At 61.5% G+C, this 12,556-nt stretch carries 10 protein-coding genes; 3 read left to right on the top strand and 7 right to left on the bottom strand.

Going from position 1 to position 12,556, the window contains the following annotated elements; translation table 11 throughout:
• Positions 1-14: 14 nt before the first annotated feature.
• A complete protein-coding gene (locus HY696_02375; GenBank protein ID MBI4237249.1) occupies positions 15-329 on the bottom strand; it encodes a nucleotidyltransferase domain-containing protein in 315 nt (104 codons plus the stop codon).
• A complete protein-coding gene (locus HY696_02370; GenBank protein MBI4237248.1) occupies positions 308-703 on the bottom strand; it encodes a HEPN domain-containing protein in 396 nt (131 codons plus the stop codon). Before HY696_02370 ends, HY696_02375 begins: the two co-directional genes overlap by 22 nt.
• A 167-nt stretch (positions 704-870) precedes the next feature.
• Here HY696_02370 and HY696_02365 point away from each other — a divergent pair, with 167 nt between their 5' ends.
• Positions 871-1,890, top strand: a complete 1,020-nt coding sequence (locus HY696_02365; GenBank protein ID MBI4237247.1) for a hypothetical protein — start codon at positions 871-873, stop codon at positions 1,888-1,890.
• A gap of 113 nt (positions 1,891-2,003) precedes the next feature.
• Positions 2,004-2,660, top strand: a complete 657-nt coding sequence (locus HY696_02360; protein MBI4237246.1) for a hypothetical protein — start codon at positions 2,004-2,006, stop codon at positions 2,658-2,660.
• Positions 2,661-2,676: 16 nt separating this feature from the next.
• Here HY696_02360 and HY696_02355 read toward each other — a convergent pair whose 3' ends face one another.
• The 5 genes from HY696_02355 to HY696_02335 all read right to left on the bottom strand — a co-directional run bounded on the left by HY696_02355 (position 2,677) and on the right by HY696_02335 (position 8,771).
• Positions 2,677-4,086: an ATP-binding protein gene (locus HY696_02355; protein ID MBI4237245.1), complete on the bottom strand. Its 1,410-nt coding sequence runs from the start codon at positions 4,084-4,086 to the stop codon at positions 2,677-2,679.
• 99 nt (positions 4,087-4,185) lie between these two features.
• The gene (locus tag HY696_02350) at positions 4,186-4,809 is read right to left on the bottom strand and encodes a phosphoribosyltransferase (protein MBI4237244.1); all 624 of its coding nucleotides are present in this window, start codon (positions 4,807-4,809) and stop codon (positions 4,186-4,188) included.
• The gene (gene pyrF / locus HY696_02345) at positions 4,806-5,594 is read right to left on the bottom strand and encodes an orotidine-5'-phosphate decarboxylase (protein ID MBI4237243.1); all 789 of its coding nucleotides are present in this window, start codon (positions 5,592-5,594) and stop codon (positions 4,806-4,808) included. Before pyrF ends, HY696_02350 begins: the two co-directional genes overlap by 4 nt.
• Before the next feature lie 136 nt (positions 5,595-5,730).
• The gene (locus HY696_02340; GenBank protein MBI4237242.1) at positions 5,731-7,386 is read right to left on the bottom strand and encodes a Na/Pi cotransporter family protein; all 1,656 of its coding nucleotides are present in this window, start codon (positions 7,384-7,386) and stop codon (positions 5,731-5,733) included.
• Positions 7,387-7,400: 14 nt separating this feature from the next.
• Complete coding sequence (locus HY696_02335) at positions 7,401-8,771, bottom strand: hypothetical protein (GenBank protein MBI4237241.1); 1,371 nt, start codon at positions 8,769-8,771, stop codon at positions 7,401-7,403.
• Positions 8,772-8,933: 162 nt separating this feature from the next.
• On the opposite strand from HY696_02335, the gene smc reads away from it, so the two are divergent.
• Positions 8,934-12,533: a chromosome segregation protein SMC gene (gene smc / locus HY696_02330; GenBank protein ID MBI4237240.1), complete on the top strand. Its 3,600-nt coding sequence runs from the start codon at positions 8,934-8,936 to the stop codon at positions 12,531-12,533.
• Positions 12,534-12,556: the final 23 nt, after the last annotated feature.

Raw genomic sequence — 12,556 nt, 5'->3', positions numbered from 1 at the left:
CTTCGCGCAACATATTACAGCACGATTCCCGTGGTACGGATCTCGTGGAGGAGCGGAGAACGGCGATCGTTGCGCCAGTCGTGCAGAGAACACGGGACAATCTCGAAGAGCAGGTCGATTTCGTGTGCGATCAAGCTGAGTCGCACGCCTTCCGCGATACGCATTCTGCCCAAGGCCGGGGAAACGACACAGACATCGATGTCGCTCTCGCGGCGAGGCTTGCCACGGGCGCGCGACCCGAAGAGCACGAGGTGCGACACCGGAATCCGCGCCGTCTCGATACACTGCCGCAATCGTTGCAATTTTTTCAACAGCCCTTTTGGCACCATGTCACAAACTCCGTCGTCCGACGATACAACGGAAGCGCGTTCATTCGTCCCAACGTTTTCCGCATCGCCGCCTGATAGGAGGGATACCGGCCCTCGATGTTGTACCGGTTCATCTCTTCGAGAAATGCCAACTGGATTTTATCGAGCGCCAGTCTTGTCTTCCCGGCCAGGTAGAGCAGATTGTGGACATGGGGCGCATGCCCCGCCCCATCGTGGACAATCCGCGCCTTCAACGTCTTCTCGATCGCGAGATGGCAAAAAAAGAGGCCTTGCAGCCATTGTCGTCCGCGCAACAACAGGCCGGCGGAACGGAGATCGCTCGTTGCCCCGTCCCGCCAATAGCGCACTACCGCCGCGACGTCTCGTGGAGTCACGGAGGGCGCGATAACACAGGCTCGTGGGAAAGGGAAGCAATGCGGGGTGCCTCTCGCACGCGAAAGCGGCTCGGCATTTTTTCGCTTGCGGGCGGCGTTTGGTTGCGACTACACGTCGGATAAACAACGCGTCGGGGCGCTGGCGCAGATGACTCAACGGAGATCCCATGTTGACACTCAAACCCCCACCGCAACGATCGAACACACAGTGGCGTGCGTTGGAAAAACTGCGCGCAATGCAACCATTGATTCGCGATGGCGCCAAAATGACGCCTGCGACGCTGGTGCGGCGCGCGGAACTGGCCCGCCATATGGCCGCCGGCGACGCAGCGCACACTTCCACTGCACTGGAGCAGGCACTGCCGGCGCTCGAAGTGATCAACGATGCCATCGCTGCCGGCGACAACCAATGGCGATATTGGTCCGCCATCTCAGAGTGCGTGGCGCCACACGCCGGATGGCTCTATGCAGATTCTCCGATCGTCGCGAAGCTCTTGCAACATGGACGCGATCTCTTCCAAAGACGTTGCGGCGGCGGATGGACTCAGCCCCTCCCCGAGGGCGATCCGGGCGCGCTGTTCAATATCTACTACGAGGCACTCCGTGTGGAGGCGGCGTGGGCAAGGGACGTGCCAGCCGTTTGGCGCGACGGCATTTCAGAACTCCATGGCTGGATCGTAACCGGCGAGATTGCCGCACCGGCCAGCGGATATCTTGGCCTCTTTACCGCATTAACCGGCGCAGCGCATTATCTTGAAATGCGGGCCGCAGTTCGATTGTGGGCGGAACCACCGCCGTTCCCAACGGATTTTCCACCGCGGCGCTGCCTCACCAGCTCAGAGCCGCCACTCGCGGTTCGGCTGCAAGCGGGGCCGCAGGACGCCATTGATCGAACCAATCCCCGCTTCCAGGTCGTCCCGTGGCTCGCGGATCGCGTGCTCGCGCCCGAGATCAAGGCCGCGTGCCTCCTCTCCGGGGCCATGTTGGTCGGCGATTGCCCAGGCCTACGTCCTCGTGCGGACGATTCCCTGCTGACGCCGGAGGTCATGCAGACACTGCGGCGCTGGCTCCAAGTGCATCGGTTGGACGAGACCCCTGCGATCAGCGCGGCCGAGTATTATGCCCTCGGTCTCTCCCGTGAGATCTGGAGTAGCGACGCCGAATTATATCCCGATGTCCCGAGGTGATCGCCAGGAAGCGGACTTCGTATCGGTTGGGGAAAGCGCCGTTCATATTCAAATGGATCCTCAGCGAGTGATGGTGGTATCGAACAAGAGAACTGTGCTAGGAGTCAGTGGACATGAATGTCCGTGGCACTCCCATGAAGGTTCCGTCGAGACTCCTGTGCTGGGTCGTCGCCGGCGTTCTTTGCGGATGTGGAAACGTCAGCGCCTCCAACTCCGCTGCGGATGAAGAGAGCGACGGCGTCCCAGCAACCGGCAGTGGGACCGGAGATGTGCCCGCCGATATCTTCACGACATGGGATACGATTGCCGAGGTCGTCAGCACGTCGCTCAACGTCGGCACGCCGACCGACATCACAGCGACAGCGAAATCCCTGAGCCAACACGTGCATTGCACATCCGGCGGACCGGCCAGCGTCAGCGGTACAGACGAGAATGGGGCATTCAGCCTGTCTGCAGAGATGGGGAATTGCGCCGGAACAAATGGGATCATGGCCATTAGCGGCACGTATGCAGACGTCGGGAATAACCGGACCTTTACGACCACTTTCTCCGGAGCGATCGGGGGGAACGGATGTCTCCTGACGATGGATCAGTTGACCTATACGTTCGTCGTGGATCTGACCATCATCGCCGCACCGACCGCGGAGACGATCACGGGATTCCTCGCCGCGTCCTGCACGACAACCGGCGGAACGACCACCGTCGCGTGCGATTTTAGTAGCGGCGTGCCCGCAAACAACCCCACCCAATTCAAGGCGGCTTGCATTTAGGCGCAGCGCCCCGATGTCAATGCTTGAGCAATTCGGGCAACGACACCAGCTGGTAATGCTTTTTGCGCGCCGCTTCGCGGAGTGCGGGGGTAAAACCACTGCGGCTGAAGAGCATCAGTTGCGCGTGGTAATCATTCGCGGCCGTCAGACGTTTGGCCTTGGTTAACAGTGCGTCGGCGACTTCAACGCCGACCGGATGCGGTGTCCACTTACACTCGCCGACCAGCATTGCCCGCTCCCGCGCACTGATGCCGAGCACATCGATTTGCATCGTGCGGTCCCAATACGGTCCCACGGCCGTCGGCGTGAAACTCAGCCGTTCGGCATCGGCTTGGCGCGCCACCCAATCTTGACACAAACGTTCGAACACCGCACGCCCGACGTACGCGTCGAAGCCTTTGCGCAGCATGCGAATGACGTGTTGCAGCCGCCCCCGTTCGATATCGGGCAAATGCGGCGCGATAAAGTGAAAAAAGAAACTGAGGAATTCGTCGCGGATGCCGTAGCGCCCTTTGCGGCTCTTGCGAGGGTCCTGATCGGCCGGCACACGGCGCTCCACGAATTTCAGCGCCATCAGTTGATCCAGATAGCGGGAGAGCACTTTACTGTCGATGCCACAGACCTGTGCGATCGCGCTAGCCTCCAAGGCCCGCCGCCCTAAGGTCCGCAGGATCGCGAGATAAATCCGCGTCTCGCGAAATTCCTCATGCAACAGGAACTCCGGCTCCGCCGTAAGAAACGTCGTTTGTTCGTGCAACGCGGTTTCGACGCTTTTCAGCACCGGTTGGTGAGGGTGCAGCCATTCGAAATATTTCGGCACGCCTCCGGTGACAGCGTATGCCTCGACTAACGCGACCGGGCTGAAGCGAGGGAAAAATTCGTGGAGGGCCGTGATCGGAATCGCCTCGAGGTGGAGCAGCGCCGTACTGCGTCCATACAACGGACCGCGCGGCGCCAAGATTTGGTCGCGCATCATCCCCATCCGCGATCCGGACAGCGCAAGAAAGATTCTGGTTCGAGATAATTTCTTGTCCCATTCGGCTTGCAGCAGCGATGGAATGGAAGGATCGGCCTCGATCAGATATGGAAATTCGTCGATCACAATGCCGACGCGTTGCTTTTCCGCATGCAGTGCTAACGTGTCGAGCGCGACGCGCCAACTCCCGTACGTAAAATCCGGCGGCGTCGGTTCGCCCGGATGCAAGAACGCGTAACACGCTTGGGAAAAACTGGAGAGCAATTCATGACTGGTCGAACGATACGCGATCCAGTGCAGCAGTTTGCGCCGCTTAGCGAAGTAATCGAGCAAGGCCGTCTTGCCGATGCGCCGCCGTCCATAGGCCACGACCAGCTGGGCCGGCTTTTTCATCCACAAGCCATCCAGCAACGCCAGCTCCCGATCCCGATCGGCGAAATTGTCCTCCATGAAATTAGCCTAATATTTAGTGGGCTTATTGGCAACTGATATTGTTAAGGCGTCTTTAAATTAGGCTAAAAACATATTCCCTTACACGGGGGACGCGCTTCAAGAACGCGCGCCTTTGCCGACAAGCGGGCTGACGGGGACACCGCGACGACACAACGGGCACGCGTCGGCGGGCCAACTTTCGAGCGCGAGATCGACGAGCGCGCTGACCGACACGCCGCCGACGTCTTCGGCGGCCACGGCGCCGCGATTACAGAGCGCGCGCACGGCGACCGGCGTGCCGCCGGCCCGGACAACGGCATCGACCACCAGCTTCACCGAGCCGCCGGTGTTCAACACATCTTCGACGATCAGGACGCGGCGATCGCGGATCAGCTGGTCATAGCCGCGTCCGAAGTAGCGCTCTTTATGGCCGTCGGCACCGACGCGCTCTTCCGCATAACACGCCAACACGTCGCGCAACTCCGCTTGGGAGAGCAGATACGCGGTCCACGTGGCGAGGATCACGCCGCCGACTGTGGGCCCGGCCACAGCCTCGATGCCATGGCCGACAAAGGCCCCCGCCAAACTCTGACAGAGTTCGCGCACGGCGGCGGTGTGCGGATAGAGCGCGTCTTTGTTGACATATGCGCTGCCATGACGTCCGGAGGCGTAGACGAAATGGTTGTTCGTGATCAACACGCCGAGCTCTTCAAAGCGGCGGAAGATGTCGTCAGCGGTCATAGGCCTCCCCCTCGCCCTCCCCTCTCCCCAACGGGGAGAGGGGGGGTACCATCAATCTCCTGCAGAATGCGCTGCGCTGCAGCCGCCGGAGTGCCGACATCCGGCGACGGATTGGTGATCGGACGGCCGATCACGAGATAATCCGCTCCGGCGGCCAGCGCGTCGTGCGGCGTCATGATGCGCGCTTGGTCTTGGCTTCCGGTCCACGTCGGCCGTACACCGGGCGTCACGATCAGGAACTCGCGACCGCATGCAGCACGAATGGTGGCGATTTCCTGTGGCGAGGCCACCACGCCGGCGCATCCCGCGGCTTGCGCGCGTTCGGCCAGCGTGACGACCGCCGTCTGCAATGCTGCGTCGTTCGGGATCTGCCACACGCCCAGTTGCTGCAAATCCGTTACGGTCAGACTCGTCAGCACAGTGACCGCCAACACCGCCGGTGGCACCACGCCTGCGGCCTCGGCGCCTTCATGCGCCGCCGCGACGGCCGCGCGCATCATCGCCGAACCGCCGGCCGCATGTACGTTGCACCACGTCACGCCGAGCCGCGCGACGGCACGCACTGCGCCGGCCACCGTGTTTGGAATATCGTGAAATTTGCCGTCGAAAAAAATCGGGAGGCCATAATCGCGAAGTGCAGCGACGACATGCGGAGCGCCGGCGGTGTTCAACAATTCCAAGCCGACTTTGAATCCGCCGACGTGGGGCGCCAACTCCTGCGCCAATTGCAATGCGGCATCCAGGTCGGGACGATCCAGTGCGACGAAGATGGGATTCTTCTTCACGCCTCCCCCTCACCCTTCTGTTAATGGTGAACGATGCTCCTGCTCGTCGCATCGTTGTCACCACTGCCGCGGGCCATGCAGCGACTCAGTCGCCGCGCCCTTACCCTCCCCAACGGGAGAGGGCGAGATTCAGCGCTCATCGGCCCGGTTCCAGACTGATCCGCGCGACATGGCCCAATTTCTGCGCCACATGTTTGAAGTCGCTCAGCAAGTCGATATGGATCGAACTGGTTTCGATACTCTCTTTCACCCCTTCGTGTAAGCGCCGCAAATGCGCCAGCCGCAGATCTTCTTCCATCGAAATCAGCATCCGGCTCCGGCCTTCGGCATCGCGCGCCAACACGGGATCGTGCGTAGTGAGACAGCCGATGACGATCGTGAACAAATCTTCCAATTTGGCGTGATACACGCGCAGCTCGTCGAGTCCTTCATCGGAAAATGTGCGTTGCCGATCGTGACGCTTGCGGCCCAACTGGATCATTTCCTTCGAGACGATATCGCCGACTTCTTCCAAGCTCGACCCGATGTCGAGGAGGCCCAACTGTGCCTTCACTTGCTCTTCGGTCAGCAGTTCTTGGCTCATCTTCGCGAGAAAAAAACGCACGCCGCGATCCAGACAATCGAGTTTGTCGTCGACGGCCTCAATGCGCTCCACGACGGCAAAGAAATCGGGACCGCGTTCGAACAGCGCGATGCTGTGATGAAACGCCTCGTGCGCCAGCCCCGCGATCCGCAACACTTCGCGTGCGGCTTGGGCCAGCGCCAACGACGGTGTTTCCAGCGCGCGTTCGTCGAGATAGCGCGGGCCGTAGCGTTCCGGCTGGATCCCTTCCGGAATCAGGCGACAAATGAGGCGCACGCCGATCGGCAGCAGCGGCAGAAAGACCAACGTGACACCGAAATTAAACAGAAAGTGCGCCAGCGCGATTTCGAGTCCGACACCGCCGTCAAACGGCGTTTGCCAGGTACGCAGCAGGCCGGATAGCGTGTGCAGCCCCACGGCCGCCGCGCCCATCCACGGGAACACGATGACAACGCCGATTAATTTGCTGACGAGATGTGCGCCCGCCACGCGGCGCGCGTTCACGTTGCCACCGACCGCGGCCATCGCTGCCGTGATCGTGGTCCCGAGATTGGCGCCGAGCACGAACGGCAACGCGCCATCCAAGGTGAGAATTCCGGAATACGCGAGACTGAGCGCGATACCGAGCGTGGCCGCACTCGAGCGCACTAAGGCTGTAAAGAGCGCCGCACCGACCACGGCCCAAAAGGGATTCACGGCCAACGCGGCGAGCAATTCTTGGACCCAATGCGCCTCGCGGAACGGCTCCATCGCGTGCACCGTGATCGCGATGCCGTAAAATACCAGTCCGATCCCGGAGATGATTTGGCCGAGGTAGCGCAACGAACGCTGCGACGCGACGAGATAGAGTCCGAATCCGATCGTGATCGCCACTAACGCATACGCGTGCACGGAATGGGCGGCCAACAGAAAGACGACGGCCGTAGTCCCGACGTCGGCGCCGAGGATCACGGCGAAGGCTTGGTTCAGCGTGAGCAATCCGCCATCCGCGAGTCCCACTAATAATGCGGACGTGGCCGAACTGCTTTGCAGGATCATCGTGACCAACGCGCCGAAGCTGAAGGCCTTCACGCGGTTGTCGGTCAGTCGCAACAGGATATTGCGCAGGCGATCGCCGGCGTAGAGCTGCATCCCCTCGCGCACGGAATGGAGTCCGAAGAAAAAGAAGGCGAGCCCGCCGAGGAGCTCGCCTGTGGAGGTGAACGTCATAGCCCCCTAGCTGGTTAGAAGGTGCAGATGTTATCCGTACAGGTGTTCCCGGCCGATTCGAATCCGGCGGTGCATTGCGACACCTCTTCGGTCGACGTCAGTTGGTTGCAATCGGTCTGACACCGGCTCGAATCATTACATGACGTGGCGCCGATCACACCAAGCATCGGGGAATTTTCCTCCACGATCTGTTGACACGAGAAGTCGTCCGAGCACGAGGGCGATCCCTGTTCATCGTCCGGTATAGCATCCGGATCGGAGGCGTCCGGCGTGCCGTCGCCGTCGTCGTCGTCGTCCGCCGTGTCGGCCGTGCCGTCGTTGTCGTCGTCGGTGTCGATCATGTCGGGAAAGCCGTCGCCGTCGGTATCGTCTTCTTCTTGGGCGTCGGTCAGGCCGTCGCCGTCGTCGTCGGTGTCGGTCGTGTCGTCCGTGCCGTCGTTGTCGTCGTCGTCGTCGAAGTCGGCGAACAGGCCATCGCCGTCGCTGTCGCCGTCGAGGAAGTTCCAGACGCCGTCGCCGTCGTCGTCGTCCCAGGTTTCGCTGTCGGCGATGCCGTCGCCGTCGTCGTCGGTGTCGGTGTCGTCCGCAGTCCCGTCGCCGTCGTCGTCGGTGTCGGTCAGGTTGTCTTCACCGTCGCCGTCGATGTCGAAGTCGAGGAAGTTCGGAATCCCGTCGTCGTCGGCATCGGTGTAGTCGGCCCAGAGATCTTCAAAGATGTCCGGCAGGCTGTCGCCGTCGAGGTCGATTTGCCACGCGTTGAGCCAGCCATCGTCGGTGTAGTCGTCGTCGGTGTCGGCGGTGCCGTCGCCGTCGTCGTCGGTGTCGTCGCTATTCGCAATACCGTCTTGGTCCACGTCGACTTGGGTGTCGACATCGGTTGCGCAGCCGTCGCCGTCGCATTCGCCGAGGTCGATGTCGTCCACCGCGCCGCCGACGTCTTCAAAGACCGGGATGGTTTCCAGTACGTAGTTGGCGTAGGTGTCGGGGCAGTTGTCGCTGTCGGCGTCGGTGCCGGTGAAGAAGCCGCAGAAGCAGTAGTTTTCCAGCGGCAACGCCAATGTAAAGGTACAATCGCTGTTCAACGTGGCCACGGTCCAGGATTCGCCGGTGTAGCCGGTGCAACAGATGGAGACCGAGGTACAGGCATCGACTGCGGTCTTGGCCCCTTTGGCGCTCAGCGAGGTGGAAAGCGAGCTGAGCGAGACCGAACCGGTCACGTTGCGGGTGGTGGAGCTCCCGCCGCTGCTGCTGCTCGATCCGCCACTACTGCTACTCGTGTCGGTGCCGGTGCTACTGCCGCAGGCCGCCGTGACGAGCAACAACGCCGCGCCGCATGCCCGCACTGCGCCCCAGACCGTTGACTGCATGTTGTCGTTCTGTCGCATAGAATCCCCCTGTTAGCCGGTGGCACAATATTAATGTTAGAAAATATTCCCTGCCCCCGATGAAGTTCCGCCCTCGTACCTGCTTTCCCCGAGAAAAATCAATAGGATTATGCAGAGAATTCTTTACGCGACACAAAAGGCCATGATATTTGTGAGCTGCTTATGCATCTGAAATCTATCGAATTGGTCGGATTCAAGTCGTTCGTCGACCGGACCATCATCCAATTTGAACGCGGCATTACCGGGATCGTCGGACCGAACGGGTCCGGGAAGAGCAACGTCGTCGATGCGATTCGTTGGGTGATGGGCGAGCAATCCGCCAAACATCTGCGCGGCGGGGAAATGCTCGACGTGATCTTCGCCGGCAGCCAGTCCCGCGCCCCGATGGGGATGGCGAGTGTCTTCATCACGTTCGACAACAGCGACGGCCGCGCCCCGGCCGAATTCGCCGACTACGCCGAAATCACAGTCGGACGACGACTCTATCGTTCCGGCGAGAGCGAATATTTCATTAATAAGACCCCGTGCCGATTGAAAGACATCATCGACCTGTTTCTCGGGACCGGAACGGGGACCAAGGCGTACTCGATCGTCGAACAAGGCCGAATCGGCCAGATCGTCTCTTCCAAACCGGAGGAACGGCGCTATTTATTGGAAGAGGCGGCGGGAATTTCCAAATTTCGCCATCGGCGTGAGGCCGCGCAACGCAAGATGGAAGCCACGCAGCAAAATTTGCTGCGGCTGCAAGACCTGATTCAAGAACTGAAGCGCCAGTTGGGGGCGTTGCAGCGCCAGGCGAAGAAGGCGGAACGGTATCGGGAACTGGCCGACGAACTCCGCACCATCGATTTACGCGTCGCTGCGCATCAATGGACGCTCGCGCAGACCGAACAGACGCGGACCGCGACGGAGTTGCAACAACAGTGCGAGGCGGAAGCGAGCGCTGCGGCTGCGTTGAATGCCCAAGAAACAGCGATTGCGGAGTTGCGGTTGGAAATGGCCGCCATCGAGACCGCGTTGTCCGCCGCGCAACAACACAGCTACGCATTACAGAACCAACTCCATTTGTACGAAACCCGCTTGGCGCTCAGCGCGAAGGAAGTGGAAGAATGGGAAGCGAAACGCGTCGCGGCTTGCCTGGCACAGGAAGAGGCCGCGGCCCGTGTCGCGGCCTGGCGCGAGGCATTGCATCACGCCAATGACACGAAGCTCGCGGCGGATCTTGGCGTGGCGAGCGCCGACGACGAACTGCGCGAGGGCGAGACCGCCAGTCAGGCGGCGCGCGCGGAACTCGAACTTGTCCATCAAACAGTCCGCGCGCAAGAACAGATTCAAATGAACGCGGAGCGGGAACTGGCCACCGTCACGGCGCGAACGGAGGCCTTGCAACGTCGCACTGCGGAACTGGCGACCCAGTTGGCCCGTGCGGAAGAAGAAACCGCCACGCTGGCGAAACAACAACGGACCACGCAGCAAACGCTGGCCGAAGTCCGCGGAACGATCGCCGCCCGCGAACAACAATTCTTGCAACTCGGGGAAGAGCGCGGCAGCGTCGCAGCCACGATTGCGGAACAACAAGCCGAATTGGCACGGCAAGCAGCGGAAGTGGAATCGCGCCAAGCGGTGCTGCAGCAAGCGCAATCGCGACTCCATTCGTTGGAGGAATTGCAACGCAACTTGGAAGGCTATGGCGTCGGCGTCAAGGCCTTACTCCAACCCACAGTGGAAGAGCCGGTGCGCGCTGGGTTGCGCGGCACGGTGGCCGATGCCCTCCAAGTCGTCCCGGAATATGAAACCGCCGTGGCTGCGGTGTTGGGAGAACGGCTGCAGGCGCTGGTGGTCGCAGAGATCGGCGCAGCCGCGGCGGCGATCGACTATTTGAAACACGGCGGACATGGACGCAGCACATTTATTCCGCTGGCGGGACGTACGGGCACGCTGAACAGCGATGCGTTCAGCGGCGATGGAGTGCTCGGCCCGCTGACCCAATTCGTCACGGCGGCGGAACCGTTTACGGCGTTAGTTCCGCTGCTCGCAGCGGATGTCGTCGTCGTGCAAAGTCTCGCGGACGCCGTTCGGCTGTGGGAGGAACACCCGACCACGACGTTTGTCACGCTGGACGGCGAAGTGCTCAGCCCTGCCGGAATCGTCACAGGGGGGAGCGACCACGAGACGGGGCAGTTGTTGCTCGCGCGACGACGGGAATGCGAAACGTTGCGCGTCACGGCGACGACGGCGCAGACCGCGCTACAGACCGCGCAGGAATTGAAGCGGCGCTGTCAGGAACGAATCGCCGGCCTCCAACAGCGCGTCACGGCGCTCTCCCAAGATCATCATGCGGAAGAAGTGCAGCTCGCCCAATATCGGCAACAGCTGCGCCACTTGGAACAGGAAGGCGAGCGGATCCAACGCGCCCAGACGGACGCCCAGCAGACGACGCTCCGCATTCAGACGGAACGCGACACAGCCGGCACCGAAGCCGCCACGTTGACCACCACGCGTAGTGATTTCGATACGCAATGTCGCGCCGCCACCGGCGCGTTGACCGAGGCCCGTGAACGGGAAACGGCGTTGCGACAAGAACTCGAACAGACCAACGAACGACTGGCGCGGATTCGCGCCAACCTTGCGGCGCAACAGGAACGCGCGCGCGCGAGCGAACGGGACATCGAACGACTGGCCAACTCGATCGCCGAAACGATTACCGCGAGCGAACGGAAGGCGGCGGAGATCTGTGACGGCGAAGCGGCCGTGGCCAGTGCGGAGCGGCAACGCACCCAATTGCAGGAACTGCGCGCCGCCGCGGCACGCGAGGCCGAGGCCGCGTTGCAAGCGCAACAAGATGTGCAACGGCGATTTCACGATGCCACGGAACAAGTGCGCGACCGGGAGGCCGGCTTGAAGGAACTTCGTGGACGCCACGAAACGGCCGTCCAGGCGAAGCACGCAATCGAACTGACAGTGGCGCAACAGCAGGAACGGCAGAATTTCCTCCGCTACGACATCATGGAAAAATATCGCGTGGAAATTGCCGAGGCCGCGCCGCAATACCTCAGCGACGACTTCGCGCTGGAACCCGCCAGCGCGCGCGCGGAAGAACTGCGCGCCAAAGTGCAACAACTCGGCGGCGTGAACAGCGACGCAATCACCGAATTCGAAGAGCTGCAATCACGCCACGACTTCTTGGTCCGCCAAGCCACCGACCTGGAAAATTCGTTGACCACGTTGCAGCGTGCCATTCAAAAGATCAATCGCGTCAGTCGCGAACGCTTCGTGGAAACCTTCACCGCGATCAACGAACGCTTCGAGCGACTGTTCCCCAAATTGTTCCGCGGCGGCAACGCGAAGCTGGTGCTCACCGACGAATCCAACGCGTTGGAGGCCGGCGTGGAAATCATCGCGCAGCCACCGGGCAAGAAGCTGCAGAACATGACGCTGCTGTCGGGCGGCGAAAAGGCGCTCACCGCTGTCGCGATGATCTTCGCGATGTTCCTGGTGCGGCCATCGCCGTTTTGCCTGCTCGACGAAGTCGACGCCCCGCTCGACGACGCGAACATCGACCGGTTCAACGAGATGGTGCGGGAGATGACCGACTACGCGCAATTCATCCTGATCACGCACAACAAACGAACCATGGAACTGGCCGACACGCTCTACGGCGTCACGATGGAAGAGGCCGGCATCTCCAAGATCGTCTCCGTCAAACTCGGCGCCCACGCCCGCGACCGCACCGACCGCGACACCAAAACCGCCGCCGCGTAACTTCATTTGAATGGGGACAGGTA

Source organism: Deltaproteobacteria bacterium (genome assembly GCA_016210045.1).
Taxonomy (GTDB): Bacteria; UBA10199; UBA10199.
This window is presented reverse-complemented; position numbering and strand designations above follow the sequence as displayed.

What these genes read in the sequence shown, in the direction of transcription:
- HY696_02350 (MBI4237244.1), bottom strand. Translation starts at nt 4,809, where the DNA reads ATGACCGCTGACGACATCTTCCGCCGCTTTGAAGAGCTCGGCGTGTTG.
- HY696_02355 (MBI4237245.1), bottom strand. Translation starts at nt 4,086, where the DNA reads ATGGAGGACAATTTCGCCGATCGGGATCGGGAGCTGGCGTTGCTGGAT.
- HY696_02375 (MBI4237249.1), bottom strand. Translation starts at nt 329, where the DNA reads ATGGTGCCAAAAGGGCTGTTGAAAAAATTGCAACGATTGCGGCAGTGT.
- HY696_02365 (MBI4237247.1), top strand. Translation starts at nt 871, where the DNA reads ATGTTGACACTCAAACCCCCACCGCAACGATCGAACACACAGTGGCGT.
- HY696_02360 (MBI4237246.1), top strand. Translation starts at nt 2,004, where the DNA reads ATGAATGTCCGTGGCACTCCCATGAAGGTTCCGTCGAGACTCCTGTGC.
- HY696_02335 (MBI4237241.1), bottom strand. Translation starts at nt 8,771, where the DNA reads ATGCGACAGAACGACAACATGCAGTCAACGGTCTGGGGCGCAGTGCGG.
- smc (MBI4237240.1), top strand. Translation starts at nt 8,934, where the DNA reads ATGCATCTGAAATCTATCGAATTGGTCGGATTCAAGTCGTTCGTCGAC.
- HY696_02340 (MBI4237242.1), bottom strand. Translation starts at nt 7,386, where the DNA reads ATGACGTTCACCTCCACAGGCGAGCTCCTCGGCGGGCTCGCCTTCTTT.